Raw genomic sequence first — 26865 nt, 5'->3', positions numbered from 1 at the left:
GGCTTTTTTTGTTATACATAAAATTCTTTCGAAAATCCGACAATATTTATCTTATGATTCTTTCTCTCCACTTTTCAAAAGTTCTACTTCTTCTTCCGTCAGCTCCCGGTACTCACCAAGCTCCAATTCCTCATCCAGTTGAAGCGGCCCCATCGAGATTCTCTGCAAGTAAACCACTTTTTTCCCAACTGCTTCAAACATTCTCTTTACTTGATGAAACTTTCCTTCTGTAATCGTTAATTCAATATCTGAGCGAAGTCCACTTTTTAAAATATTCAGTTCTCCTGGTTTGGTCACATAGCCATCATCCAGGGAAACCCCCTTTTGAAAAGCCTCTACATCTTCTTCGGTTACTTCGCCGTCAATCACCGCAAAGTATGTTTTAGGCACATGCTTTTTAGGAGAAAGCAGTTGATGGGCAAGTACGCCGTCGTTTGTTAGCAACAGCAGACCCTCTGTGTCTTTATCAAGACGGCCGACTGGAAACGGCTTGAATACCGCATGTTCCGGCCCTAGCAAATCGATCACCGTCTCTTCCCTTGCATCTTCTGTTGCTGAAATCACACCTGGTGGCTTATTCATCATTAAGTAAATAAACTCACGATAATTTACTTCTTCCTCATGCAGCATAACCTGATCCTTTTCGGGGTCAACATGTTGCTTAGCATCTTTTACCACTTCTCCATTGATCGTGACTGCTCCAGTCTTTAATAATTGTTTGACTTCCTTGCGGCTTCCATAACCAACATTTGCTAACAATTTATCAATTCTCATTGTTCTCCTCCTCTGTTTATTATTTAGTACGTGATAACATTAATACAGTTGTGATAATAAAAAAGGTGCCGAGCCATTCTCCAAATCCAAATGGTACGGATAGTAAAAAGACAGATAAAAATACGGCAGATAATGGCTCAACACAGGCGAGAAGGCTCGTTTCCGACGCACGCAGATAATTAAGACTCTCTAAATAGAAATAAAAAGCAAGCAGCGTACCAAAGATAATAACAAAACTAACCGCCGCTACTGTGGCAAAGGAGAACATTCCCTCCAGCTTCCAAGGAGGATGAACAAAGCTGAAAACAACACCGGCTACTGTCATTGCCCAGCCGACTACTAAAATGGAGCCCCATCTTTTTAATAATTCAAGCGGATGCAAAGTGTAGAAAGCGAGCGCTACGGCTGAACTGAGCCCCCAGAATAAAGCCGTTCCAGAAATCGTCAGTTCGTTTGGGTTTCCACCAGTTACAAGAAAGAAAGTTCCGAACACAGATAAAAGAACAGCAACTACTTCCTTTGAAGATGGGCGTGCCTTTGAGCGAATGGCAAGATACAAAACAATCAACACGGGAGCCAAATATTGCAAAATGGTTGCTGTTGCTGCATTTCCGCTTCTAATGGCCGCAAAAAATGTATATTGAACACCAAGCATGCCAAACAAGCTGAAGAGAATGAGAGACGGCCAGCTAAACCGGTCTCTCCACATACCAAAGATGGATCTTTTTTCTTTTATTGCCGCGAAGAGAAGCAAAAGCAAGCCCGCCAGCAACAATCTCACTGTTACAAGCCATTCTACTCCAATTCCTTGCTTCTGGAAAAGAAATTGGGCGATTACACCGGATGCCCCCCAAAATAAGGAACTGGCAAGAACCATAATAATCCCCTTTGTTCTTGATGAATAAGCGAGTTCTTTTTCCACATTCCCCCTCCTTTCTTTCTCATTAGAAAAGCAGTCTCCTTCAAAAAAGAAGCCTGCTTTTCTAATCATTCATTAAGCTCTTACTCTTTTAAACTTATTTTTTATCCGGTCAAGTCTCGTTCCAAACAGTGCCGTTGCCAGTCCGGATCGGAAACTCAAGAAGAAATAAATCGCTGCACCAATCACCGCGCAGACGGCGATCAAAAGCGTGCTTTGTATTTTGCTGTCTGCATTGAACAGCGGGTGAAGAATAAAATAGACGATGTACACTGCAGCTGCCATAATTAAATTAAACACTGTGATTTGGCCAATCTTTCTTCCGATCGAACGAAGAGAGTAACCAGAATAATATCTAATAACGAGCAAGTTAATTATAATTGAAGCCCCATACCCAATCGCTGTCGCATAGATGGCGCCTTCTCCCTGGAACAGCTTAATTAGCGGCATGTTGAGCACCAGTTTCAACAAAATGCCAAACAGCAAGCTGAATACTGTAAACCGCTGCTCATTGATTCCTTGCAGAATAGCTGCTGTCACAGTGAATAAAGCAAACAAAATGGCAACCGGTGCATATACCCGTAAAATATCTGTGCCTAGGCTGCTATGTTCATAAAACGCTGTATAAAAAGGCTCCGCAAGCAGCATAATTCCAACAACAGCTGGAACAGTTAAATATAAAAGAACTTGGAATGTCTGATCGAGCTGCTTTTTAACTCTGTCAGGTTCCCCTGACACGAAAGAGCTTGTCACAAGCGGGACAAGTGTCATGGCAAAAGCGGTTGCCAATGAAACGGGGATAATAACGATTTTCTGTGTGCTAAAGTTGACAATTCCGAACACAGTATCTGCGATTTTTGCCTGTCCGATTTCTGCCATTGCTCGGTTAAAGGTAATGGTATCCACAAGTTGGTAAAGCGGGATCGCAATGCCGACAAAAATAAACGGAATGGCATATACGACGATCTCACTATAAATATCAAAGAGCTTTACGTCTGCATGGCTTTTATCTTTTTCAAGCAGTTCATTTAAGTGGTTTTTCCGCTTCTTCCAATACCAAAACAGAACAAGCAAACCGAATAAAGCCCCGACAAATGCTGCGAATGTGGCCACACCAATTGCCTTTACAACCGTTCCATCTAACACATTTAAAACAATATAAGCACCGACAAGCAGAAAAATAATACGAGCAATTTGTTCAACTACCTGAGATACAGCTGACGGTCCCATTGATTGATGGCCTTGGAAAAATCCGCGCATTAGGCTCATGAACGGAACGATAATGAGGGCAAAACTGACGGCGCGAATGACATAAGCCACTTCTTCCGCCGTATAAATCTGTTCTTTATCAACGATCATAATACTAGCGAACCAAGGGGCACAAACATACATGATAAGAAACGCAAGGAATCCTGTTATAGACATAATCATAAGACCTGACTTAAACAACCGGCGCCCGATGGCATACTCACCAAGTGCATTATATTTAGCTATAAACTTAGATACGGCGAGCGGGACACCTGCAGTGGCTATACTGATGAAGATTGTATACGGCACGTAGCCATATTGATAAAGTGACGTCGCTTCTTTTCCAACAATTGAGTAAAATGGAATAACGTAGAACAATCCAAGGAACTTGGAAATAAATGTTCCCAACGTTAAAATGAATGTTCCTCTGATAAGCTTCGAAGACATAAAAATTCCCTTTCTATTCCGTTAAGATAAATACAAATGCTAAAAATCAGTTTACCTCTTTCCTAACGTTCAGGCAATTTATTAAACAAAAATTTCTTATTACTTCATAAAATAAATAGTTTACTTTGTTAAGTATTTTCTCTTAAAATAGTTGAGTGCAAAAGAGAGCCCTAAGGAGGATGATCATGGAGAACAATCGGCACACGAAAGAGAAAATGAATGAATTGGCTGCTGTCTTACGGACATCTTTCCGATCATTCAAACGTGAAATGTCGGTTTTTATTGGTGATAAGCTTACAAATAATGAGTACTCTGTTTTAAAATTACTCTCCTCTCCGGATGTAAAAACAGTCACCGAAATTTCAAGAGAGCTTGGTGTGTCTGTCAGCCATATTACTAATTTAACGGATTCACTCGTTAAAAAGGAACTGATTATGCGCCAGCGTTCTGCAACAGATAGAAGGATTGTACAAATTTCCTTAACTGAAAAGGGCGCAAAACTCACTAATGAACTGAAAAAAAAGAATGCTCAGTTCTTATATGAAAAGTTCGGACAACTGACACCGGAAGAGCTTAACACATTCATTGAATTATTTAAGAAGATTCAATGATTTTTTCGGGTAATAGTTAATAAAGTTAACTATTAATATTATGAATATTTAAAGGAGTTGTATGTAAATGAATGTAAGAAGAATCGTTCTCTTAAACGTTTTAACGATTGTTATTTTAATCGGCGGCGGTTTTCTCGGTTATTACTTTTTTACTCAGACGAACAATTATATAAAGACAGATAATGCAAAAATTGATGGCCAACAAATGGCGGTTGCTGCTCCAGCGGCTGGAAAGCTTGTCAGCTGGAATGGCGAGTTCGGAGAAAAATATAAAGCGGGCGAGAAGCTTGGTGAAGTTGAAACTCAATCTCCATCTGGAACTGGAACAATCAAAGTACCAGTGACTCTTCCACAAGATGGAACAATCGTTGAAGAAAAAGCTGTAAAGAACAGCATGACTGCTGCTGGAACACCACTTGCTTACGCTTATGATTTAAATAATCTGTGGATAACAGCGAATGTAGATGAAACAAAACTTGAAGATCTTTCTGTTGGTGAAAAAGTAGATATTTACGTAGATGCCTATCCAGACACTACTTTAACAGGAAAAGTGAAAAAAATTGGTCTTGCGACAGCCAATGTCTTCTCAATGCTGCCGTCAAGCAACTCTACAGCTAACTATACGAAAGTTACACAAGTCGTGCCGGTAACTATTTCCATTAATGATCAGAAGTCATTGGATATTGTACCTGGCATGAATGTTTCCGTTCGCATTCACAAATAAGGAGGAGGGATACATGGCATCAGCTTTTCTAATTGGTTACTTTATTTTAGCCGTTATTGTGGTAGCTTTTGTGAACAAGCGTCTGGCCGCAAAACGCAAGAAGACAGAACCTGATTTGCCTGTCGCAGGAAAAGAAATGCCGCAGCAATCAGCTATAGCTGTCCAGCAGGAAGATGCATCTCAGCAAACAGCAGTACCAGAGGACATTCAGCAAGAGGCCCAAGAAGAAACAAAAGCTGAAGTAGCTGAAGAAATCCATTCCTCTTCAGAAGATGCACCACCAAAACGGGTTGGTCCCGTTCTTGCTGTGCTACTGTTTGGAATGTTTGTGGCCATTTTGAACCAGACGTTGATCAATGTCGCTCTGCCGGTTATGATGAGTGACTTTAACGTATCAACAAGTACGGCTCAATGGCTGATGACCGGCTTTATGCTTGTCAATGGCATTATGATTCCAATTAGTGCCTTTTTGATCTTAAAGTACGGTTTTCGAAAATTATTTATTTTGTCGATGATTTCTTTTACAGTTGGGTCTATCATTTGCGCCGTCTCCGGCACATTCACTATTATGATGGTCGGACGTGTAATCCAAGCGATCGGTGCAGGTGTGCTCATGCCACTCGGAACAAATGTCTTCATGACACTCTTTCCACCTGAGAAACGTGGAGCTGCCATGGGAACAATGGGGATTGCAATGATTCTTGCTCCTGCAATTGGCCCGACACTTACTGGCTGGGTCATCCAGCATTACGAATGGAACGTGATGTTTTATGGCATGTTCATTCTTGGTGTAATTGATATTTTACTGGCCATTCGCCTGTTCCATCTTAAGAGTGAAACGGTTGATTTGAAGCTCGATGTGTTCAGCCTCATTACTTCTTCTATCGGATTTGGCGGGTTGCTATATGGCTTTAGTGAAGCTGGCAACAATGGATGGGACAGTGCAGAAGTTATCCTATCCCTTGTCATTGGAATTATCTCTCTCGCCGTTTTCGTTTGGAAGCAACTTGTTTCGGAAACACCGATGCTTAACATGAATGTATTTAAATTCAATATGTTTACCTTTACGCTTATCATCAACTCAATTATTACGATGGCACTATTCGGCGGTATGCTTTTGTTGCCTATTTACCTACAAAACATCCGTGGCTTTACTCCGATGGAATCCGGGCTTCTCTTGCTTCCTGGAGCATTGATCATGGGTCTAATGGGGCCGATCGCAGGAAAGTTGTTCGATAAATACGGCGTTCGTTGGCTCGCTGTTATTGGTCTGGCCATTACAACCTACGGGACGTTCGAATTTACGCACCTAACATCTGATACCCCGTATCGCAGCATCCTGATGATTTATATTTTGCGCTCCTTCGGGATGTCGCTCATTATGATGCCGATTATGACGGCTGGTATGAATGTGTTGCCGATGAAACTGATCGCTCATGGTACAGCCATGTCCAATACAATCCGTCAGGTGGCTGGCTCGATTGGCACAGCCTTCCTCGTTACCATTATGACGAGACAAAGCACCTTTCACATGGCGGATTACGAAAACCAAGTAACAACAACAAATTCTTTTATTCAGGATAAAATCAATTCGTTAAGTCAAGCATTTGGCGGCGGAGAATCCGGACATATGATGTCAATCATGTCGCTCTACAGCGAAGGAATGAAATTGTCCACCATTAAAGGTATTAATGATGCGTTTGTTGTGGCGACAATTTTAGCCGCTATCGCATTCATACTCTCTTTCTTCCTTCCTTCGAAGAAGAAAGCAGCCTAAGAGAACCCTTTAGGGTTCTCTTTTTTTCTATTCATTGACAACCGATGAATAAATCAACTACTATGAAAAGAATTGCTTAAGAAAGAAGGGATTCCATATGGACTATGATGTAATTATTATCGGTGGCGGTCCTTCCGGTTTAATGGCAGCCATTGCAGCCGGTGAGCAAAAAGCGCGTGTATTGCTTGTTGATAAAGGCAGCAAGCTCGGCCAAAAGCTTGCTATATCAGGTGGCGGCCGCTGTAATGTAACCAACCGCCTACCGGTTGATGAAATCATTAAGCATATCCCGGGAAATGGTCGTTTTCTATATAGCGCTTTCTCTGTTTTTAACAATGAAGATATCATTCGTTTTTTTGAAGACCTCGGTATTGCCCTAAAAGAGGAAGATCACGGGCGCATGTTTCCAGTAAGCAATAAAGCGCAGTCAGTCGTTGACGCACTTCTTAATAGGATGAAAGAGCTCAACGTTGAAACACGTGTGAACACGGCCGTGGCCGATCTGCTATTTGAAAATGGCCGTACAGCCGGAGTCATTTTCCGCGACGGCCAAACCATCCGCAGCCACTCTGTCGTTATTGCTGCAGGCGGCAGTTCTGTTCCACAAACTGGTTCAACAGGCGATGCTTATCCGTGGGCTGAAAAAGCGGGCCACACAGTAACAGAGCTCTATCCGACAGAGGTGCCGGTCACTTCGGAGGAACCATTTATTAAAGAGAAAAAACTACAAGGACTTTCTCTTCGCGATGTAGCTGTAAGCGTTCTGAACCCTAAGGGCAAGCCAATCATTACTCACCGCATGGATATGATTTTTACCCACTTCGGCATATCTGGTCCCGCAGTGCTGCGCTGCAGCCAATTTGTCGTTAAAGCGCTCAAGAAAAGCAAAACAGGTGAAGTATTCATGGCGATCGACAGCCTGCCTGACAAAAATGAAGAAAAGCTTTTCCAAGAGGTGCGCCAACAGCTCGCTGATCATCCAAAAAAAGCGGTGAAAAATAGTTTAAAAGGGTTGCTTCCTGAGCGCTACTTGCTGTTTTTACTGGAAGAGGCGGAGATCCATGAGGAAACACCAGGAAACGGTATTAGCACCGAGAAAATCCGCCAGTTTGCGCACTTGTGCAAGCAGTTTCGTTTTGCTGTCAACGGTACCCTGCCACTGGAGAAAGCCTTTGTCACCGGCGGTGGTGTTTCTATTAAAGAAGTGGACCCAAAAACAATGGCTTCTAAAAAAATGCCCGGCTTATTTTTTTGCGGTGAAGTACTCGACATCCATGGTTATACAGGCGGCTACAATATTACCTCCGCACTTATTACTGGTCGGCTGGCTGGCTCAAATGCTGCCCAGTGAAAAAAGCAGAGGACATTTTCCTCTGCTTTTTTCTTTACATCAACAAAACCGATTTTCGTTTGAGACGCTTTGGTTAATGCGTGTCCGCCGGGATACTTCCGTATGACCATTCACCTGCGAGTTTGTACGCTTCGGTCTCGTCCAATTGTGGTGAAACTTTTGAGAAGTCGGATCAAGCCAATCTTTTCTGCTCATCATTTTCACCTCACCGTAAATTTGTGAAAGGATATTCAACTGCTGAATATCCTTTTTAGCTTGTGTTAAAAGCAGGGAAGTATGTTTTTCTTGTTTACTTTTTTATGGCAGCCTAATTGTTGATATTCCGTGCATAAGTGATGATACCAGCTCTGCATGCCCGATATCCCTGCCTGATTCAGGATATGTTCACTTTGATTCCAGTTAGGCCTTTCTCCTTCTCAATTTCTCCAATAAAAAAGCTGCTCCCCTTCTGATGAAGGGGAACAGCTAAGCACATTATTTTGTTTCGCCGGTCCATTCAAGCATGCCGCCTGCCATATTACGGACTTTAAAACCTTGATCGCGCATATAATAGCAGACATTTTCACTGCGTCGGCCCGAGCGGCAGACAAAAATATATTCCTTCTCTTTATCAAATTGATCTAAGTGATTCGGGATGGTTCCCATTACAATGTGTTTAGCCTGCGGAATTTTACCGCCTGCCACTTCCTCATCTTCCCGTACATCCACAATTTCCAACTTTTCACCGTTGGCTAATTTTTGTTTAAGTTCTTCAGGTGTAATTTCTGGAATTGGCTCCATCTGTACCATCCTCTCTTTAGTTTGCTACGATGTTAACAAGTTTGCCCGGCACTGCGATGACTTTACGTACTGTTTTTCCGGCAACCTGCTCTTGCACCTTTTCATCGTTCATTGCAATTTGTTCCATCTCTTCTCTCGTTGCTTCCTTGGAAATCATTAATTTTGCTTTCATTTTGCCGTTTACCTGAACGACAATTTCCACTTCGTCGTCAACAAGCTTAGACTCGTCATATGTTGGCCATTGCTCATAACTGATTGTACCTTCATGGCCAAGCTTTTCCCACATTTCTTCTGCCAGATGCGGCGCAACCGGAGCAAGCAATTTAACAAAGCCTTCTACGTATTCTTTTGGAATAGCTGTTGCTTTATAACCCTCGTTAATGAATACCATCATTTGGGAAATAGCCGTATTAAAGCGTAAATGCTCATAATCCTCTGTCACTTTCTTCACTGTTTGATGATACACTTTTTCAAGCTCATTGCCTGAGTCTGTAATTTTCTCACTCAATTCGCCAGTCTCCTGAATGAACAAGCGCCAAATGCGGTCAAGGAAGCGGCGGGCACCGTCAAGTCCCGTTGTAGACCAGGCAATGGAAGCATCAAGCGGCCCCATAAACATTTCATACAGGCGAAGTGTGTCGGCCCCGTGGCTTTCCACGATCTCATCCGGATTTACGACATTTCCTTTCGATTTACTCATTTTTTCATTGTTTTCTCCAAGAATCATTCCTTGGTTAAACAGCTTTTGGAATGGCTCTTTCGTATGAACCACACCGAGATCATATAAAACTTTATGCCAGAAGCGGGCGTATAATAAGTGAAGCACAGCATGCTCTGCTCCTCCAATATAAATATCGACCGGAAGCCATTCTTTTAACTTCTCTTCAGAAGCGAGCGCCTCGCTGTTACGAGGGTCGATAAAGCGCAAATAATACCAGCAGCTTCCCGCCCATTGCGGCATTGTATTTGTTTCACGCCGGCCTTTTTTGCCCGTCTCTGGATCAATGACATTAACCCAATCATCAATATTAGCAAGCGGAGATTCACCTGTTCCACTCGGCTTAATTTCTGTTGTTACAGGAAGCATAAGCGGCAATTCTTCTTCCGGAACAGTGCTCATGGTACCGTCTTCCCAATGGATAATTGGGATTGGTTCTCCCCAATAACGCTGGCGGCTAAACAGCCAGTCACGAAGACGGTATGTTACTTTCTTCGTACCAATGCCTTTCTCTTCAAGCCATTCAATCATTTTCTGAATCGCTTCTTCTTTATTGAATCCGTTTAAAAAGTCGGAGTTTACATGTTCGCCATCGCCAGTATAAGCTTCTTTTTCAACGTCTCCGCCGGCTACTACTTCCTTAATCGGCAAATCGAATGCTTGAGCGAACTCATAATCACGCTCATCGTGTGCTGGCACGGCCATAATGGCTCCAGTTCCGTAGCTCATTAATACGTAATCAGCAATCCAGATCGGCATCTTTTCTCCATTTGCCGGATTGATTGCATAAGCACCAGTGAAAACACCAGTTTTCTCTTTGGCAAGATCCGTGCGCTCCAGGTCACTTTTCGCTTTAATTTTATCTAAATAGCCAGCCACTGCCTCTTTTTGTTCATCTGTAGTAATTTTAGCCACAAATGGATGCTCCGGCGCTAAAACCGCATATGTTGCTCCAAAAAGTGTATCTGGTCGCGTTGTGAACACAGTAAATGTTTCATCATGACCATCAATAGCAAATGTCACTTCTGCTCCCTCGGAACGGCCGATCCAATTGCGCTGCATGTCTTTAATGCTTTCCGGCCAGTCAAGCTCCTCTAAATCTTCGAGCAAACGATCAGCATAGGCTGTAATTTTCAACATCCATTGCTTCATCGGACGACGTTCAACAGGATGGCCTCCCCGTTCACTCTTGCCATCAATAACTTCTTCATTGGCAAGCACAGTACCGAGAGCCGGACACCAGTTCACCGCTACTTCATCAATATAAGCGAGGCCTTTTTTATAAAGCTGCAGGAAAATCCATTGCGTCCATCTATAATATTCCGGGTCTGTCGTATTAATTTCCCGGTCCCAATCATAAGAGAAGCCAAGCGATTTAATTTGGCGGCGGAAGTTATTAATGTTCTGTTCAGTAAATTCTGCCGGGTCATTTCCTGTATCCAATGCATACTGTTCCGCTGGCAGTCCAAACGCATCCCATCCCATTGGATGAAGAACGTTATACCCTTGCATCCGCTTCATGCGTGATAGGATATCTGTTGCTGTGTAGCCTTCCGGGTGGCCGACATGAAGGCCAGCCCCTGATGGATAAGGAAACATATCAAGCGCGTAAAATTTTGACTGTCCTCTTTGTTCCTGTGTTTTGAATGTTTTATTTTCTTCCCAATATTGCTGCCATTTCTTTTCAACCTTTTGATGATCGAAACTCATCTGTAACACCCTTCCATGTTGAATATTAAAAAACTCCCGTCCCATAATTGGGACGAGAGTATATTTCCCGCGGTACCACCCAGATTAGTGCCTTCATTTGGCACTCTGCTTGACGTCTTTAACGCAGATCGGCGGCAGGCACTACTGTTTATGGTTCGCACCTGCGATTCCAAGGCGAGTTCATGGTATTCCGGACTGGCTTGCACCTCCCGCCAGCTCTCTAATTCCGAAAATCGTCACTACTATTCCTCATCATCATCTTTTACTTATTCAATCTACGACTATTTTAGACAAAATTGCCCACAGTTGCAAGCTTAAAGAGAAGATATGGAAGGAGATGGTACTTCATTTTTCTTTTTTAATGGCCGATCGTAAATCATTGTTAGTCCCATGCTAATAAGCAAGAAAGCCATCAGAGTGATAAATAGTATCGGCATGCCGTATAGATCCACGAGAATCCCGCCGAGCACCGGTCCAAACATCCGTCCGGCTGTTGCGGTGCTATTTACGATTCCCTGGTAAAACCCTTCTCTGCCTTTTGGTGATAATTGGCTGGCTACGGTCGGCACCGCCGGCCAGACAAACATTTCACCGATAGTTAAGATAAGCATAGCGGCGAGAAACCCTCTAAAGTCGCTTGCAAAAGCGGTAATAGCAAATGATCCCATGAAAATAAGAATTCCAATCATAATTTGCTTTTTTAAATTATCCTGAAAAGCCCGAACAAAAAAGTTAACGAGCGGCTGGCCAAACACGATTAACAAGCCATTAACTGTCCATAGAAAACTGTATTCTTTCAGGCTGATATTTATTTCTTGTGTATAGTTTGCGATAGTCGACTGCCATTGAACATAGCCAACCCAGCAAAGCATATAAGCTGTACATAGTATGAAAAGTGCCGTCATCTTGCTGCGGTTCTTCACTTTGCCATTTTCCGCAATGACATTTGTTTGTACTCCGGTCACATTGGCCATTTGGCGATAACCAAAAGCGGCTATGAGAAAGAAAACAACAAACATAGCCAAGTTGGCCGCAAAGATATAATTAAAGGAGAAAGAAGCAACAAAACCACCCATTGCAGAACCTAGCGCCACCCCGGCGTTTTGCGAAATATACACAGCATTAAATGCCCGGCGTCCTCCTTTTGGCCAAACCGCACCAACAAGCGCGTAGACAGCCGGAAAGATCGCTCCTGATCCGAAGCCGACAATCGTTAAAAAGATAACATAATGGGGCCAGTCATGCCACATTGTCATGCCAGCCATCGCAATCAAATTTAAGCCTGCCCCAAGTAAAATCGTTCTGTAACCACCAAGACGGTCAAATAACGCCCCACCGAGCAAATTGCCTACAACGGTAGCCCCAGCATTTAACATTAAAACAATCCCTGCTATCGACAAGGATTTTCCTAATTCACCATGTATGTAAATGGTATTGAGAGGCCATAAGAACGAAGCACCTGTCACATTAATCACCATGCCGATCACTAACAACCAAACTGCTTTTGGCATACTGTATCCCCTCCTGTTTTATTTAATTATTTCGAGTTCCAAAATAGTATTGTAGATCGCCAAGCCAAATTTTTCAAGCCGTTTTCTGAACTTAAAATTCTGACTAATCTTCCACGGATGAAGCTCGCTTTCTATTGCTTATTCATGATAAAATTTCCTTTATGCTGCAGCATTTGCCCAGCTTGAAAGAGAGGGTGAGTTTAATAAAGATGAATCCATTTCCTTACGCAAGTGACAATAAGCGCTATCATACATGGAATTATCATTTACGCAATCATTTTGGACATAAAGTATTCAAGGTTGCGCTGGACGGAGGGTTTGACTGCCCAAATCGCGACGGAACAGTCGCATTCGGCGGCTGCACCTTTTGCAGTGCCGCCGGGTCGGGTGATTTTGCCGGCAGCCGGTCTGACAGTCTAGAGAAACAGTTTCACGATATTAAAGGAAAAATGCATCAAAAATGGAAGAACGGCAAATACATGGCCTATTTTCAGGCATATACAAACACTCATGCTCCCGTAGAAGTGCTTCGCGAGAAATATGAAACTGTTCTTAGCCAGGAGGGTGTCGTCGGTTTATCGATCGCTACACGCCCGGATTGTCTTCCGGATGAAGTAGTCGAATATTTAGCTGAACTAAATAAGCGCACTTACTTATGGGTGGAACTCGGTTTGCAAACTGTTCATGAAAAGACGGCACAACTTATTAACCGGGCACACGACTTTTCTACTTATGTAGAGGGGGTAGAGAAATTGCGCAAGCATGATATCCGCATCTGTTCCCATATTATTAACGGCCTCCCTCTTGAGACACCCGAGATGATGATGGAAACAGCGGAGACAGTTGCCCGCCTTGATGTTCAAGGAATTAAAATTCATTTGCTCCATTTGTTAAAAGGCACACCAATGGTGAAGCAATATGAGAAAGGGCTGCTTGAGTTTTTATCTCTTGAAGACTATGTGAATCTCGTATGTGATCAGCTCGAAATCTTGCCGCCGGAAATGATTATTCATCGCATTACTGGCGATGGATCTATCAACTTAATGGTTGGCCCAATGTGGAGTGTCGATAAATGGACCGTGCTCAATGCCATTGATGCTGAATTAAAACGGCGTAACAGCTTTCAGGGCGCACGACACCTCGAACTTTGCAAAAAAGGTGAGAAACGGATTAATTATTAAAACTGGTGGACTTAAAATAAATGCTGGCTGTCGACTTTGTCGACAGCCATGTTTTTTATCAGCTTAAATAGCTTTTTTAACGGCATTTAAAATATTGTACATTTGTACAAGAAAATTTTTTTATCTAGCATTTATAGTAATAGGGAGCTTATCCAGATGTTAACGAAGTACATGCCTAACAAACGCCAGCCTGCAAAACCTTTGAAATGTATGCACTCTCCTTAGATTTATCAAAAGAAGGAGGTCCAAAATGAGCTTTGATAAAAATCTTGATGATTATAACGACGAAATGGAACGGGAGAAGAACGACGTCCAAAAGGTAGACGTTTTCATTGAAAGAGATGGAGAACGAATTGTTGCTAAGTCCTCTGTTCCTGAAACAACCAAAATTGTTATCGTTATTAATAATCAATTCACCAGCGCACCAAATACTACGCAAATTGCGAGCGGGGCTGGAAGAAATAGCACAGCAGGAAATAATGCCGCGATTGATTCGTCAAACACCGAACAACAGCAAAGTGTGGGAGCGGAAGGAGAAGCCAAAAACTTCGGCCTAAACGGCGATCAGCAAGAGCCGCATGAAAAACATGGAAGCTGGAAAGATGATGAGGAAGGAATTGTCATTGTTATCAACAATCAGATCAATCGATCCGAAGAAACAGCAGGAGCGACTCAGGTGGCAAGCGGCAGTGGAACAGACAGCGCCGCTGGAACAAATGCAGCCGTCGCGAGCTCTAATACGAAACAGCAGCACGCTGTCGGCGGAGACGGCATTGCAGTCAACGATGGCGAGAATGGCGACCAAGAGGAAGTCTAATGCCAAGCTTTAGTAAGAAAGAAAACCCGCTCTTTGTAGCCAAGAGCGGGTTTTCTTTCTTACTCCTTCTCCTCAGTTAAATCTTGAATGGCGACTCGTGTTCTTTCTTCCAATGGGCCTCTTAAATGAACAGTTGCCATTTTCTCCTCTTCATGCAGTTCGTCAATCCAAACGGAAACACCTTGGAATGTTACATCAATATCTGCAGATGAAGATACGATTTGTTTTGCTCGTTTTATGTCCACATTACTTACCTCCTAAATGATTTCATGCGCTTATTTTTTGGAAGTAAGTAAATTTTATACCTCGAGCTATAAGGAGAATCCCTAATGATTCATTCTCCCTTATCCAATCAATAATGACCCTATATTTTGACTCTCACCCAGCAGCATCCGTCGATTAGTCGAATTCTACGCGTATCCCGCCTTCGGGTATAGATGTTCCATTCTTTACAAGGAACATCCACTATACTTTGTGTCGTCTAATAGCTGGCCTCAATCAGGCAAGCTGTCTCAATCTCAAAATAAAAAACCGGCGCATTAGCAGCCGGTCTTTCTCTTCTATTTACTTATCAGTACTTTTAATGCCGGGTGCTCATCCGCCAACTCCCTAAGCTGGTCCATCACACGTTCCCGCATTTGTTCTGGTATTTGCTTTAGGCTCTTTTCTGCTTCCTCTTCCTGGTCAAGGTCAAGGCACGCAAGTATCCTTCCGACATAGCCTTCTATTTTGAAAGGGGCTTTTTTAATAAGTGCTTTATATTCTTTTAGGGCTGCCTTTGGTTCACCGAGGAAAAGAAACGAATCTGCGAGCATTTCCCGGACATCTGCATCAGCAGGATGCTTCTCCTTTAGCATAAGCAGATATTCCTGGGCCTCCTTAATATATTTGTCTTTTCCATTTTCTGTCCCATGTGCCAAAGCTGAAGCAGCTGCTTTAAAACAAAAATTGTCATCCTCATGCCGTTTTAAATATAATTTTAATACCTTTAATGCCTCGTCTGCTACCTCTCGCTCTAAGTAAAAAGAAGCCAGCTGGCTATAGTTCTCAGAGTTATCAGGATCTAACTCAATTGCCTTTTCATATAAAGCGATAATCACACTAATTAATCCAACCGTCTTCAAACCGCCAGCAATCTTCTTCCATATGCCGCTTTTCTCTTCCTCGAGCTTTTCTATATAAGGGACAAGTGCACTGCCGCTGTTTCTATATATAGCTGCTGCATCTTCTGAAGGTAGCTTCATGCTTTTGATCAACTTTTCAATTTTCAATAATTTTCTCGAACTGTACAGAGCTTTCATCCATGGGGCATACAAATGTTCATTGGTCGGTTCTTTTTGAATCAATGTTTTTATTAAGGCCAAGGCCTCTTTCTCCTGCCCGTTATCGGTATAAAACTCCGCCAATTTCGCTCTCAAGTTTACAGCTTCTTCTTTCTCAAGTAAATGGATCGCTTCTCTCGTCTCCAATACTTCACTAAGGGCAGCCAAGCGCCATTCTTCATCGATTGTTCCTTGCAGATTGATCAAATGATTCTTTAATTTCTGCCGCTCGGCTGGAGAGGCCATCCACTCTGCAAGCTGCTTTATCTCGCATGCTTGCGGAATGGCTTCAAATACGCGAAATCGATACTTTTTCGCCTTCTCTATATCGTCCGCTTCTTCATATAAACCCGCCAACTCTTCATGGGCAGCAGTAAAATCAGGATCGATTTTGATGCACTCCAGCAAATGACGCTCGGCAAGCTTATGTTTCTCCAACGCTCGATACAGTTTTCCGAGGCGATAATGAGGAAAGGTGTTCTTTTTGTCAAGCTCTACCGCTTCCAGCAAAAGCGATTCAGCTATAGAAAAGTTTTCCAGATCCTCCTGAAAAATCGCCTCATAACAATACAAATCACTTAACGGATACTGGGTTCGAAGCTTTTGCAAAAAAGTGAGCGCGCGGTGAATAAAAGGCGTATCTTCTACATATTCAACGTATAAAGAAACCTGTTCTCCTAATCCGCTGCCTTGTATTAATCCTGTTTCCATAAAATCAAGGCCAAGCTCCTTTTCCTTGTCTTTTTCAGCTTCTTCCATCATCATGGCGCCAGCTCTTACGTATATATCGGGGTTATCCGCAGGCTCAGCATAACAGCGAATAACATTTTCAGCCCGCTGCCAGTCCCCTTGCTTAATAATTGACTGTGCTTCGTATACTGCCGCAAGCAGTTCTCCATCGCTGTCAAGCTGCACAGCCTGTTTATAAGCTTCCTCCGCATGACTATACATCTCACGGCCCATGCGCGTATGACCGATATATAACCAAAGAATTCCTGTTTCTTCCGGCACCACTTCCTCTGTCCCTATTTGCAAATATGCTTCTGCCCGCTCCCACTTTTCTTCATTCATTCGAATTTCGGCAATGCGCAAATAAGGATAGGGTACTGCAGGATTCATCTCCATTGCACGCTTTAGCCACTTAATCGCTCGGCTATCCCCCATCTCCATATAGCAACGGCCAATTTCATATATATAATAATGATCCTGTGGATAATCCTCAGACAGCTTTTTAAACTCAGCCATCGCCTCTTGAACTGCTTCCGACTCCAATAACATAAGTGCGTATGTTGAGCGAATAAATTCATCTGTTTGCGCTTGCTCAAGCGCTATAAGCGCCCATTGCTGTGCCAACTGAAACTGCGAGAACTCTGCATAACATCGCGCTAAGTAGGCATAAGCAGAAGGCTGAAAAGGATCTTTCTCAAGTGAACGCTTTAAATGAAAAATAGCTCTCTCTGTTTGATCGTTCTGATAATCTACGATTCCGAGAAGAAAATGGGCGTAAGCATTTTTTTGCTTGATATGATGCATGGCACGTTCGAATTCCTCGCCAGTTTGGTCATGCATATAATAAGAATGAGCAATGAGCAGCTGGATCTCCTCATCATCCTCACCAAATCGCTGTTTTACGTTTTTAATCCACTTATTCAGAAATGGCTTAGCTTTTGGGTGCTGAATCATCGTCAAACCGATAATAGAAGAAAAAATTTCCTCGTCATTTTCTGTCAGATAAGCGAGAAAATCAGCAACGACTGCTTCCGCATTCTCTTCCATTTGTTCTAAATAGACAAATATTTTTTGAAAAAACTTATGAGTGCGCAGATCTAGCTGTTCAAGCATCTCTTTTTGTTCTCCCTGAACAAACACGAGCGAGAGCCGATCTTTTAATCGATAAGTGTGCGCAGCTTCTTCATAAGGAACAAGCAGTGTTTCCAGCTCGTTAGGATCTTGAACAAACAACACTCCAAGTCTGTCATCATACCCGGTAACAAGCTGAACATGTGACTGGTTTTCAATCAGCATATCGAGTACGACCGGACATCCGTTATCAATGAAATGCTTGTATAACTCGACCGTCCCTTTAAAAAATGCAGAGGAGAAGCCTAAAGAAGCCATATAATCAATAGCTGTCATTAACTTGGAGCCAGTCACATCAAAAACGTGCTCGGCAACTTCATCCTGCGACACATTTTTTCCAGCTGTTTGCATCATCATTGAAAGGGTAGCCGGTACACAATAATTCAACTTTTGCCGAATTGGCTGAATCATGATTTGTTGATAAGCTTTATTCGGATCTATTGTCCGTTCACTAAATATTGTCTTTTCTAGCACTGTTTTGTGTGCGGCAATCCATTGTTTTAATTCATCCCACTTTTCCAGCTTGTAAAGCGCTTCGGCTTTTAAATAAATGAAATAATCCTTGTTTTCATGAAAGGGATTTTTGTTATTTAAATAATCAGCATGATCAAGAATCGCTTGGAAGTCACCAGCCAGACGAAAGCTACGCATTTGTTCCAACTGAAATACAGGGCATTCTGGGAAGACCTCGGTTCCTTTTTGCAGCATGTGAAGTGCTGCTTCGTGATTTCCTTGCCTTGACAACAAATCTACATATACGAGCAAGCTGACGTCACCACGTTCGTGAAATGGCAGATCAAGCCCTTTTTTCACTATCTGTTCAGCTTGTTCCCAATTATTCGTTTCTAAATAGAAATCCGCTAGCTGATCGGGCGACAACAAATTGCCTGACTCTTCAATGAGACGTATATAATCGGCCGCTTCCCGGTAGCGGTGCAATTGGCAAAGTGCTTTGACAAGCAAAAGCCAAGCCGCTTTTTTTTCTTCGAGCGTCAAGGAATCGACGCCTTCATCAAACAAGCGCTGTTTCATCTTTGCCTCCGCCTCTAGACTCTTTCCTTGTTCAAGCAGGCTATAACAATACCAAGAAAATGTGCGGACAGAGCGAAAGCGCTTGTTGGCAGCCGTTGCTAAAAAATTGCTGTATCGATACATTGCTCCGGCATCGGCCAGCCGGATCAAACGGTAATATTCATCTTCAGTTTCCACTTGTGCAAGCCACTCCTGCAAAGCATTATATGATTTAAGTGCCCAGAGCTGCTGAATTGTCTCTATCAAGTCCGAAACAGTTTTGACGTAAGGCGGCTTTGTGACTACTGTGTTCAAAAGGCAACGCCCTTTCTTTTTTTTATTTTTCCACCACTATTATTCTAGTAATTATATGCATTATATCAGCAACCGTTTATTTTATGTATAATCATCAGAGACTATCTTAATTATTTAAGCTGTGAAAGAGGGATATGCAATGAATGTAGATGGAATTCTTCCGTTCGCACGCATACTTTTAGAGAAAGCTATAACTAAAGGCAGCGCAGCGATTGATGCAACCGTTGGCAATGGCCATGATACGGTATTTTTAGCCAAGCTTGTTGGCGAAGAGGGGCATGTATTTGGTTTTGATATTCAGGAGCAGGCACTGACTAATACAACTGTCCGTCTCGAAGAACACCAGCTAAGTGAGCGGGTCACTCTATTTGGTTGCGGCCATGAACAGGCAGCGGCACTTATTCCTGCTGAATGGCAAAGCCAGTTAAAGGGAGCCGTATTTAACCTTGGCTATTTGCCAAAAGGAGACAAATCTATCGTTACAAAGCCAGACACTACCATTGCCGCTGTAGAGCAAATTTTCTCCATGCTTATTTCCGGAGGCATTATTGTGCTCGTTATTTATCATGGTCATGAAGAGGGAGCAGTGGAAAAAGAGAAGCTGCTTAGCTTCGTAGAAAACATCGATCAACAAAAAGCTCACGTCCTCCGTTACGAATTTATCAATCAGGCAAATCATCCGCCGTTTATTATAGCCATTGAAAAAAGGTAATTTTCTGCGCTCTGATTATCTAACAACCATTTGAATCCTTTGTCTGACCATCAAAAAAGCAGGCTATAGCCTGCTTTTTTATAATTCAGCTGCTTTTGCCAGCAGCTCCATTGATTTTAATTTGTCCTCGAAATGATACATAATGGACACAGCCATGATATTCTCCGTTTGATATTCCTCACTAATCTGCTTATATTGTTCACGCACACGTTCAGGACTCCCAATCACCATTCGCTTCCTGTTTTCGCAGATAAATTTACGTTCATATTCACTGTAACGGTAGGGTGCTGCTTTTTCAGGGCTCGGTGTGCCGTTCGACTTCATGCCTTGGGCCGTCATCAACAAGGATAGATCCAGGCTGGAAGCCAGCCACTCTGCCTTTTCATCCGTTTCAGCACAAATAGTGAACACAGCCACCATGCTCTTTGGCTTTGAAAGCCAGGGCGACGGCTGAAAGGAGTTCAGATAAGCAGCCAGACTCTCTTGCCCATCCTCTCCGTTGATAAATTGGGCAAATGTGTATGGCAATCCTTTTTTTGCCGCAAGGAGGGCGCTTGCCGGACTGGAGCCAAGCAGCCAGACATCCGGCCTTGTTTGAATGAGCGGTGTGGCTTTCAGTCCTGGGTAAGGTATATTCTCTTCATCTCCCGCAAGATAGGCTAGTAATTCATCAATCTGCTCAGGAAAACGGTCCACTTGGCGATATTCGCCTCTATTAAGCGCCAAAGAAGACATTGGCATGCCACCCGGTGCCCGACCTATCCCCGCATCAATTCGGCCAGGAGCCAACCCTTCGAGCACTCGGAAATTCTCCGCTATCTTGTAGGGGCTGTAGTGGGGAAGCATGACTCCTCCGGAACCAATGCGAATGGCCTTAGTCTTAGCTGCCAAATAAGCCATCAATACCTCTGGCGAAGATCCAGCAAGACTTGAAGCGTCATGATGTTCTGAAACCCAGAAACGTTCATATCCTAGCGCTTCAGCATGACGAGCAAGCTGAACGGTTTGCGCTAGGGCTTCCTCTGCTCCCATCCCTTCTGAAATTGGCGATTGATCCAATATGCTTAATTGTAAACTCACTGCGCCATCTCCTTTTATTTCTGTCCATCTTTCTTCAACGAAATGTTGTTTTATGGAACAATCGCGGGAATACTTGCTGCACGTATCTGTACATTCGGCCATTAAAATAGAAAAAGCGGGAAACTGCTCCGCCTCTGCGAATGACTTTTTTGGAGAGCTTGTAAATGCCTGTTTGTTCATAAACTTTGCTATCCGATAAATACACACCTAGCAGTCCACGATTGATCAGTTTATGAAAGCGAGAATCTTTTATCCCTTCTATCTGCTCGTCCGCCTTCTCCATAAAATAAACGAGCCGCTCAAACAATTGTTTTTCATCCTGATAATAAAAACAGAAATTTAAATCTCCACCTTCCCGGTCTTCCTTCTGATCAATCAGATAATCAAGCAGAATGTGAAGCCCCTGTATATAGGGAAAATAACTGTTTTTTATTTGCTGTGCCTGCGCATGGCTTAATGGCTCATTTAAGCCGTATGATACTAAACAAAAAATAGCAAGCGTCGAACCGGTACAAGCAGAGAATTCGTACCATTCCATTTGCGGCCACTCATCTTGGTACTCTTCGAACCATTTAATCAGGCGGTGCTCTCGTTCTTCTTTTTTAACATGCTTATGTATTTGTAAATCACAATAATAACGGCATAGCTCTTTAAGGTGAGGGGCAATCACCTCATACCCCTTCATTCCAGCGAGCACAGACTGACATGTGGTCACTAACTCAGATAAGTAACCGCCATCGTTTTGATCCATCCGGCCACGGTAGTAATCACGAAGCGGGACGCCCGGCGTCAGAGAATCTTCCATCGATTCATGAAGCGCAGCAAAATCAGCTGGATCAAGGGACGTACTGCGGTCACAAAGATTGTCGAGATAATCACTGATGGTCTGGTAGGTAACAATAAAGCGGACAGCCTGAACGAGCCGGTCTCTCGACAATAATGCCAGCACAGCTCCTCCTTCGCAATGAAACGTCTTATGTTCAATGCTGGAGAGAGCCTGGCGGCGCAGTTCTTTATTTGGAATCATCCCTGCTTTCTCTTTCCAATATTGCAGCTGTTCATGCACGACAGGAAACACTTTTTTATAAATATTGTGCATTAGATGAAGCGGCGTTACTGGTACAGGCATTGTGTCACCTCACTCCTCAATCACATATCCTAGTAAACGCAACCGATTTTCCACGAACCCTTTCGCATAATGGAAAACTTCCTCTCTCTCTGGCTCGTTAAATATTTCATGATAGAGTCCCGGCCACTCTTTATAATGCATCTCTGACAAATCGAGCCGGTGAAACCATTTTCTGACGCTTTTTTTATCGACAATCAAGTCATCCCCCGCCTGCATGACAAGAAGCGGAACATCAGGCACTGCCCCTGTCTTTAAATCAGCCGTCTTGATGGCTTGAAGCAGTTCGCGGTACCAGCGAACTGACACTTTATTTACATAAAGCAAATCTTCTTTATCTGCTTGTCTTACCTCTTCATTTCTTGTCGCCATTTCAACTGTCAGTCCGGAAGAAAACTTCACTGAGGGCGAGAGTGAATTCAAACCGTGCGATAGAATATCCATTACTTTAGGTGGCGTATGATTCATACCGAGACAAGGCGATGACAAAATCACGCCTGCTGTCTCCACTTCCATCTCCTGCAGCAGACGAATAGCAATTAGCCCTCCCATGCTATGTCCTAATATAAATAAAGGCAAATCAAATTGATACGCTGCCTGCACCCAGTCTTTTACTTCCTCTATATACTCATTAAATGATGAAATATGTCCTCTTTTAGCTCTCGATGTCATGCCTTGGCCGGGCAGGTCGCCCATCACTACATGAAAGCCGTTTCTGCGCCACATTTCAATCAGCCAACCATAACGGCCATGATGCTCCATCGCCCCATGAATCATAACGATGACACCTTTCGGCTGTTGTTCTGTTTCCCATTTCCACATCAAGCATCTTCCTCCGGCTTTTTGTAATCCTATACGTTTGTCTTCTATTATACAAATCAAATCGTTTTAGATAAAATAATAAGCAAGTCCATCCTGCTTTCTGTTGCAGGAAACATAAAAGGAGGAGAGAAAAAATGATCTATCCTTATAACAATAAAACTCCTATTGTTGCTGATTCTGCTTATATCGCCGATTATGTAACAATTACGGGAGATGTAACTATTGGCGAAGAAACAAATATTTGGTTTAATACTTCTATTCGCGGGGATGTAGCCCCGACTGTAATCGGCAAAAAAGTGAGCATTCAGGATAATTCTGTATTGCATCAAAGCCCGAACAACCCGCTTGTTATTGAAGATGAAGTCACAGTCGGCCATCAAGTTATTTTGCACAGCTGTAAAATTAGAAAAAAAGCTTTAATCGGTATGGGTTCCATCATTCTTGATAATGCAGAAATTGGTGAAGGAGCATTTATCGGGGCCGGTAGTCTTGTTCCCCAGGGAAAAGTCATTCCTCCTCACTCCGTGGCATTTGGCCGGCCGGCAAAAGTGATTCGCCCAGTGAATGAGGAAGACAGAAAAGATATGGAGCGCATTGTCAGAGAGTACGTAGAAAAAGGACAGTACTATAAAAGCATACAAAAAAAGCCTGAAGACCGTTAAAGAGTCTCCAGGCTTTTTGCTGCTTATTAATTTGATGCCTGATCTTTTAAGATTTCAGCTTTGTCTGTTCTTTCCCAAGGAAGATCCACATCTGTACGACCAAAATGTCCATAAGCGGCTGTTTGTTTATAAATTGGACGACGCAGTCCAAGCATATTAATAATGCCCGCTGGACGCAGATCAAAATTATTGCGAACAAGTTCAACAAGCACATCTTCAGAAACCGTTCCTGTGCCGAACGTATCGACAGCAATTGAAACAGGCTGAGCTACACCAATCGCATAGGCGAGCTGGACTTCACATTTATCAGCAAGGCCGGCCGCAACAATATTTTTTGCTACGTAACGAGCTGCATAAGCTGCTGAACGGTCTACCTTTGTTGGATCTTTACCGGAGAATGCTCCGCCTCCATGGCGTGCATAACCACCGTATGTATCCACGATAATTTTCCGGCCTGTTAAGCCCGCATCTCCTTGAGGTCCGCCGATAACAAAACGGCCTGTTGGATTGATAAAGAACTTTGTATGTTCATCGATTAATTCTGCAGGGACCATCGGGTCAATGACATGCTCGCGCAAGTCGCTTTGAATTTGTTCAAGCGCAACTTCCGGATGATGCTGTGTCGAAATAACAATTGTATCGATTCTTACTGGCTTGTCGTTTTCATCATATTCAACTGTTACCTGAGTTTTACCATCTGGACGTAAATACGATAACGTTTCTTCTTTTCTAACTCTCGTTAATTGACGGGATAATTTATGAGCCAATGAAATCGGGAGCGGCATTAATTCTGCTGTTTCATTACAAGCAAAACCGAACATTAAGCCTTGGTCACCCGCACCAATCGCTTCAATTTCTTCATCGCTCATTTGGCCTTCACGTGCTTCAAGAGCCACGTTCACACCCGCTGCAATATCAGGTGACTGCTCATCAATGGATGTCAACACACCGCATGTATCGGCATCAAAACCGTATTTTGCACGAGTGTAGCCAATTTCCTTAACTGTCTCCCGAACAATTTTATTAATATCCACGTACGAAGAGGTTGTAATCTCCCCTGCTACGAGTACGAGTCCAGTTGTAACAGATGTTTCCGCTGCGACACGCGCATTTGGATCTTTTGATAAGATTTCATCTAGGATAGCATCGGAAATCTGATCGCAAATTTTGTCCGGATGCCCTTCAGTGACTGACTCTGAAGTAAAGAGACGACGATTTTTAGTCATGAAACTTCCTCCTTAAAATGATCAACTTACTGCCGATCGATAATGGTACGGTACTCATTTCCCCTAAGTTTACCCTTTTAAAATAAAAAAACCCCTCCTGAAATAAAGAGAGGAAAGGTTGGTCTTATCAACATAGGCCTTTCACTCTTATCGTTCAAGGTTTGCCCTTGCTGCAGGTTAGCACCTTTGTCTTGAGTACAAACTTATATTGTATAAGTGCCGGCAGTCGATATAACTACCAATCACAATCAAGCAGGTTGCCGGGCTTCATCGGGCCTGTCCCTCCGCCAGCTCAGGATAAGAGTATCCGTTCAAGGTTACATCATACGAAATCCGTTCGACAATGTCAACTGGTTTCGTATAAAATCTCTTCATTTTTTCGGTTTCTTTTATAGGAAATCGGACAATCTGTAAATAAAAAAAGTCGCAAAAAAATAAGTGAATAGTATAGACTATTAAATGTAATGTGTTATACTATTTTTGAACAAATAATGCGATAACAATTATTTAATTTCAGATAAAGGATGGTTATTAATTTATGAAGACTGTAAGTGTTTCAAGTGAAATTTTGGAACTTTTAAAAGGTGATAACGTAACAATGCAGCCATCTGTGCCGCAGCTCGTAGAAAAAGTACTTAATCGTAAAGAGGGCGTGTTAACTGCTTCTGGAGCAGTATGTGCTGAAACGGGAAAATATACTGGCCGTTCTCCTAAAGATAAATTTATCGTTGAAGAGCCTTCAGTAAAGGACAAAATTGATTGGGGACCGGTTAACGAACCAATTTCCCCTGAAGTCTTCGATCAATTATACACTAAAGTGATCAATTATTTAAAGGAACAAGAAGAATTGTTTATTTTCAAAGGATTTGCAGGGGCAGATCCAACCCATCGTTTACCAATTCAGGTGATCAATGAATATGCATGGCATAATCTGTTTGCTCATCAACTTTTCATTCGTCCAACTGAGGAAGAATTAAAAGATCATCAAGCAGGCTTCACAATCGTATCTGCTCCGAACTTTAAAGCAGACCCTACAGTAGACGGAACAAAATCAGAAGCATTTATTATCATTTCTTTTGAGCGCCGTATCGTTTTGATCGGTGGAACGGAATATGCAGGAGAAATGAAAAAATCGATCTTCTCTGTAATGAACTACTTGCTTCCTGAAAATGATATTCTGTCTATGCACTGCTCAGCCAACGTTGGCTATGAAGGTGATGTGGCCCTATTCTTCGGTCTTTCTGGTACAGGGAAAACAACTTTGAGTGCAGACCCGAACCGCCGCTTAATCGGCGATGATGAACATGGCTGGTCTTCTAATGGTGTATTTAACATTGAGGGCGGCTGCTATGCAAAAACAATCGGCCTTTCCCGTGAGAAGGAACCACAAATCTTTGATGCCATCCGTTTCGGCTCGGTTCTTGAAAATGTAGTGCTTGATGAACAGTCTCGCATTCCAAATTACGATGATAACACCCTGACAGAAAACACGCGTGCCGCTTATCCGCTACAAGCAATGGATAACATTGTTGATCCAAGCGTAGCTGGCCATCCAAATACAATTATTTTCTTAACAGCTGATGCATTCGGCGTACTGCCTCCAATCAGCAAGCTAACTAAAGAGCAAGCGATGTACCACTTCTTAAGCGGCTATACATCTAAACTTGCCGGTACAGAGCGCGGTGTCACTTCTCCGCAAGCAACATTCTCTACTTGCTTCGGTTCACCATTCCTTCCGCTTGAAGCTACACGCTATGCGGAAATGCTTGGTGAGAAAATTGATGAGCACAACGTTCAAGTGTTCCTTGTAAACACTGGCTGGACTGGTGGCGAGTATGGCGTTGGTTCCCGCGTAAAGCTTGCGTATACACGTGCTATGGTCCAAGCAGCTCTCGAAGGCGAATTAAATAACGTAGAAACGTATACGACAAAAACATTCGGCTTGCAAATTCCTCTTCATGTACCTGGTGTGCCGGATGATGTTCTCATTCCGCGCAAGGCATGGGCTGATGAAGATGCTTTCATGACAAAAGCAGCAGAGCTTGCTGGCAAGTTCCGTGAAAACTTCAAGAAGTTCTCCAACGTCTCAAAGGAAATTATTGAACTTGGCGGACCACAAATCTAATATACAAAAAGAGGCCTCTGCTAAATAGCAGAGGCC

22 protein-coding genes, 1 riboswitch and 1 other annotated feature are annotated in these 26865 nt (G+C 42.9%); of the genes, 9 read left to right on the top strand and 13 right to left on the bottom strand.

The window, feature by feature from the left end; all coding sequences use genetic code 11:
• Positions 1 to 51: 51 nt before the first annotated feature.
• The 3 genes from MKZ02_RS07665 to MKZ02_RS07655 form a co-directional block, all read right to left on the bottom strand.
• A complete protein-coding gene (locus MKZ02_RS07665) occupies positions 52 to 774 on the bottom strand; it encodes a pseudouridine synthase (RefSeq protein WP_120033900.1) in 723 nt (240 codons plus the stop codon).
• 19 nt (positions 775 to 793) lie between these two features.
• Positions 794 to 1696 (bottom strand): DMT family transporter, encoded by a 903-nt coding sequence (locus MKZ02_RS07660; protein ID WP_445324304.1) that lies wholly within the window; start codon positions 1694 to 1696, stop codon positions 794 to 796.
• Between the two features lie 72 nt (positions 1697 to 1768).
• A complete protein-coding gene (locus MKZ02_RS07655) occupies positions 1769 to 3388 on the bottom strand; it encodes a putative polysaccharide biosynthesis protein (protein ID WP_120033905.1) in 1620 nt (539 codons plus the stop codon).
• A gap of 185 nt (positions 3389 to 3573) precedes the next feature.
• On the opposite strand from MKZ02_RS07655, the gene MKZ02_RS07650 reads away from it, so the two are divergent.
• The 4 genes from MKZ02_RS07650 to MKZ02_RS07635 all read left to right on the top strand — a co-directional run bounded on the left by MKZ02_RS07650 (position 3574) and on the right by MKZ02_RS07635 (position 7851).
• Positions 3574 to 3999, top strand: coding sequence for a MarR family winged helix-turn-helix transcriptional regulator (locus MKZ02_RS07650; RefSeq protein ID WP_182916997.1), 426 nt, complete (start codon positions 3574 to 3576; stop codon positions 3997 to 3999).
• A gap of 67 nt (positions 4000 to 4066) precedes the next feature.
• On the top strand, positions 4067 to 4723 hold the full coding sequence (locus MKZ02_RS07645; protein WP_120033909.1) for an efflux RND transporter periplasmic adaptor subunit: 657 nt from the start codon (positions 4067 to 4069) through the stop codon (positions 4721 to 4723).
• Positions 4724 to 4736: 13 nt separating this feature from the next.
• Complete coding sequence (locus tag MKZ02_RS07640) at positions 4737 to 6500, top strand: DHA2 family efflux MFS transporter permease subunit (protein ID WP_340852806.1); 1764 nt, start codon at positions 4737 to 4739, stop codon at positions 6498 to 6500.
• 97 nt (positions 6501 to 6597) lie between these two features.
• Positions 6598 to 7851, top strand: a complete 1254-nt coding sequence (locus tag MKZ02_RS07635) for a BaiN/RdsA family NAD(P)/FAD-dependent oxidoreductase (RefSeq protein WP_340852805.1) — start codon at positions 6598 to 6600, stop codon at positions 7849 to 7851.
• A 39-nt stretch (positions 7852 to 7890) separates the two neighbouring features.
• On the opposite strand, the gene MKZ02_RS07630 is transcribed toward MKZ02_RS07635, so the two are convergent.
• From MKZ02_RS07630 to MKZ02_RS07615, 4 genes are all read right to left on the bottom strand, one after another.
• Positions 7891 to 8046 (bottom strand): YpzG family protein, encoded by a 156-nt coding sequence (locus MKZ02_RS07630; RefSeq protein ID WP_120037870.1) that lies wholly within the window; start codon positions 8044 to 8046, stop codon positions 7891 to 7893.
• 279 nt (positions 8047 to 8325) lie between these two features.
• Positions 8326 to 8631 (bottom strand): rhodanese-like domain-containing protein, encoded by a 306-nt coding sequence (locus tag MKZ02_RS07625; protein ID WP_120033915.1) that lies wholly within the window; start codon positions 8629 to 8631, stop codon positions 8326 to 8328.
• Positions 8632 to 8647: 16 nt separating this feature from the next.
• On the bottom strand, positions 8648 to 11059 hold the full coding sequence (gene leuS, locus MKZ02_RS07620) for a leucine--tRNA ligase (RefSeq protein ID WP_340852803.1): 2412 nt from the start codon (positions 11057 to 11059) through the stop codon (positions 8648 to 8650).
• 45 nt (positions 11060 to 11104) lie between these two features.
• Positions 11105 to 11324, bottom strand: a binding site (T-box leader).
• 49 nt (positions 11325 to 11373) lie between these two features.
• Positions 11374 to 12570, bottom strand: a complete 1197-nt coding sequence (locus MKZ02_RS07615) for an MDR family MFS transporter (protein ID WP_340852801.1) — start codon at positions 12568 to 12570, stop codon at positions 11374 to 11376.
• A 209-nt stretch (positions 12571 to 12779) separates the two neighbouring features.
• On the opposite strand from MKZ02_RS07615, the gene MKZ02_RS07610 reads away from it, so the two are divergent.
• Together MKZ02_RS07610 and MKZ02_RS07605 are read left to right on the top strand one after the other, a co-directional pair.
• Positions 12780 to 13751: a TIGR01212 family radical SAM protein gene (locus MKZ02_RS07610; RefSeq protein ID WP_340852800.1), complete on the top strand. Its 972-nt coding sequence runs from the start codon at positions 12780 to 12782 to the stop codon at positions 13749 to 13751.
• Between the two features lie 289 nt (positions 13752 to 14040).
• Complete coding sequence (locus MKZ02_RS07605) at positions 14041 to 14568, top strand: hypothetical protein (protein ID WP_340856353.1); 528 nt, start codon at positions 14041 to 14043, stop codon at positions 14566 to 14568.
• A 59-nt stretch (positions 14569 to 14627) separates the two neighbouring features.
• Here the strand turns inward: MKZ02_RS07605 and MKZ02_RS07600 are convergent, their stop codons facing one another.
• Both MKZ02_RS07600 and MKZ02_RS07595 read right to left on the bottom strand, forming a co-directional pair.
• On the bottom strand, positions 14628 to 14813 hold the full coding sequence (locus tag MKZ02_RS07600) for an H-type small acid-soluble spore protein (protein ID WP_120033921.1): 186 nt from the start codon (positions 14811 to 14813) through the stop codon (positions 14628 to 14630).
• A gap of 315 nt (positions 14814 to 15128) precedes the next feature.
• Entirely contained in the window at positions 15129 to 19076 is a 3948-nt protein-coding gene (locus tag MKZ02_RS07595; protein WP_340852797.1) for a tetratricopeptide repeat protein, read from the bottom strand.
• A 139-nt stretch (positions 19077 to 19215) separates the two neighbouring features.
• Between MKZ02_RS07595 and MKZ02_RS07590 the strand changes: the two genes are divergently transcribed.
• The gene (locus tag MKZ02_RS07590) at positions 19216 to 19788 is read left to right on the top strand and encodes a class I SAM-dependent methyltransferase (RefSeq protein WP_340852796.1); all 573 of its coding nucleotides are present in this window, start codon (positions 19216 to 19218) and stop codon (positions 19786 to 19788) included.
• Positions 19789 to 19866: 78 nt separating this feature from the next.
• Here MKZ02_RS07590 and MKZ02_RS07585 read toward each other — a convergent pair whose 3' ends face one another.
• From MKZ02_RS07585 to MKZ02_RS07575, 3 genes are read right to left on the bottom strand one after another with little or no spacing between them, the layout of a single operon-like run.
• On the bottom strand, positions 19867 to 20868 hold the full coding sequence (locus MKZ02_RS07585; RefSeq protein WP_340852795.1) for an LLM class flavin-dependent oxidoreductase: 1002 nt from the start codon (positions 20866 to 20868) through the stop codon (positions 19867 to 19869).
• A 34-nt stretch (positions 20869 to 20902) separates the two neighbouring features.
• A complete protein-coding gene (locus tag MKZ02_RS07580; protein WP_340852794.1) occupies positions 20903 to 21997 on the bottom strand; it encodes a tetraprenyl-beta-curcumene synthase family protein in 1095 nt (364 codons plus the stop codon).
• 9 nt (positions 21998 to 22006) lie between these two features.
• On the bottom strand, positions 22007 to 22816 hold the full coding sequence (locus tag MKZ02_RS07575) for an alpha/beta hydrolase (RefSeq protein ID WP_120033931.1): 810 nt from the start codon (positions 22814 to 22816) through the stop codon (positions 22007 to 22009).
• Positions 22817 to 22950: 134 nt separating this feature from the next.
• Here MKZ02_RS07575 and MKZ02_RS07570 point away from each other — a divergent pair, with 134 nt between their 5' ends.
• The gene (locus MKZ02_RS07570; RefSeq protein ID WP_120033934.1) at positions 22951 to 23478 is read left to right on the top strand and encodes a gamma carbonic anhydrase; all 528 of its coding nucleotides are present in this window, start codon (positions 22951 to 22953) and stop codon (positions 23476 to 23478) included.
• Between the two features lie 26 nt (positions 23479 to 23504).
• Here MKZ02_RS07570 and metK read toward each other — a convergent pair whose 3' ends face one another.
• A complete protein-coding gene (gene metK, locus MKZ02_RS07565) occupies positions 23505 to 24704 on the bottom strand; it encodes a methionine adenosyltransferase (RefSeq protein WP_120033936.1) in 1200 nt (399 codons plus the stop codon).
• A gap of 144 nt (positions 24705 to 24848) precedes the next feature.
• A riboswitch (SAM riboswitch) is annotated at positions 24849 to 25008 on the bottom strand.
• Between the two features lie 234 nt (positions 25009 to 25242).
• On the opposite strand from metK, the gene pckA reads away from it, so the two are divergent.
• Positions 25243 to 26829, top strand: coding sequence for a phosphoenolpyruvate carboxykinase (ATP) (gene pckA / locus MKZ02_RS07560; protein WP_340852793.1), 1587 nt, complete (start codon positions 25243 to 25245; stop codon positions 26827 to 26829).
• Positions 26830 to 26865 lie beyond the last annotated feature (36 nt).

This window comes from Pseudobacillus sp. FSL P4-0506 (assembly GCF_038003025.1).
In the GTDB taxonomy this organism is placed as follows: Bacteria; Bacillota; Bacilli; order Bacillales; family Domibacillaceae; genus Pseudobacillus.
The sequence above is the reverse complement of the archived record's forward strand: the minus strand, read 5'-3'. Positions and strand labels throughout refer to the sequence as shown.

Bases quoted from the DNA above. Each gene is read 5' to 3' on its own strand.
- MKZ02_RS07610 (WP_340852800.1), top strand. From the start codon at position 12,780: ATGAATCCATTTCCTTACGCAAGTGACAATAAGCGCTATCATACATGG.
- MKZ02_RS07655 (WP_120033905.1), bottom strand. From the start codon at position 3,388: ATGTCTTCGAAGCTTATCAGAGGAACATTCATTTTAACGTTGGGAACA.
- MKZ02_RS07605 (WP_340856353.1), top strand. From the start codon at position 14,041: ATGGAACGGGAGAAGAACGACGTCCAAAAGGTAGACGTTTTCATTGAA.
- MKZ02_RS07570 (WP_120033934.1), top strand. From the start codon at position 22,951: ATGATCTATCCTTATAACAATAAAACTCCTATTGTTGCTGATTCTGCT.
- MKZ02_RS07640 (WP_340852806.1), top strand. From the start codon at position 4,737: ATGGCATCAGCTTTTCTAATTGGTTACTTTATTTTAGCCGTTATTGTG.
- MKZ02_RS07635 (WP_340852805.1), top strand. From the start codon at position 6,598: ATGGACTATGATGTAATTATTATCGGTGGCGGTCCTTCCGGTTTAATG.
- MKZ02_RS07575 (WP_120033931.1), bottom strand. From the start codon at position 22,816: ATGTGGAAATGGGAAACAGAACAACAGCCGAAAGGTGTCATCGTTATG.
- MKZ02_RS07645 (WP_120033909.1), top strand. From the start codon at position 4,067: ATGAATGTAAGAAGAATCGTTCTCTTAAACGTTTTAACGATTGTTATT.
- MKZ02_RS07630 (WP_120037870.1), bottom strand. From the start codon at position 8,046: ATGAGCAGAAAAGATTGGCTTGATCCGACTTCTCAAAAGTTTCACCAC.
- MKZ02_RS07625 (WP_120033915.1), bottom strand. From the start codon at position 8,631: ATGGAGCCAATTCCAGAAATTACACCTGAAGAACTTAAACAAAAATTA.
- MKZ02_RS07615 (WP_340852801.1), bottom strand. From the start codon at position 12,570: ATGCCAAAAGCAGTTTGGTTGTTAGTGATCGGCATGGTGATTAATGTG.
- MKZ02_RS07590 (WP_340852796.1), top strand. From the start codon at position 19,216: ATGAATGTAGATGGAATTCTTCCGTTCGCACGCATACTTTTAGAGAAA.
- metK (WP_120033936.1), bottom strand. From the start codon at position 24,704: ATGACTAAAAATCGTCGTCTCTTTACTTCAGAGTCAGTCACTGAAGGG.
- MKZ02_RS07665 (WP_120033900.1), bottom strand. From the start codon at position 774: ATGAGAATTGATAAATTGTTAGCAAATGTTGGTTATGGAAGCCGCAAG.
- leuS (WP_340852803.1), bottom strand. From the start codon at position 11,059: ATGAGTTTCGATCATCAAAAGGTTGAAAAGAAATGGCAGCAATATTGG.
- MKZ02_RS07580 (WP_340852794.1), bottom strand. From the start codon at position 21,997: ATGCCTGTACCAGTAACGCCGCTTCATCTAATGCACAATATTTATAAA.
- MKZ02_RS07650 (WP_182916997.1), top strand. From the start codon at position 3,574: ATGGAGAACAATCGGCACACGAAAGAGAAAATGAATGAATTGGCTGCT.
- pckA (WP_340852793.1), top strand. From the start codon at position 25,243: ATGAAGACTGTAAGTGTTTCAAGTGAAATTTTGGAACTTTTAAAAGGT.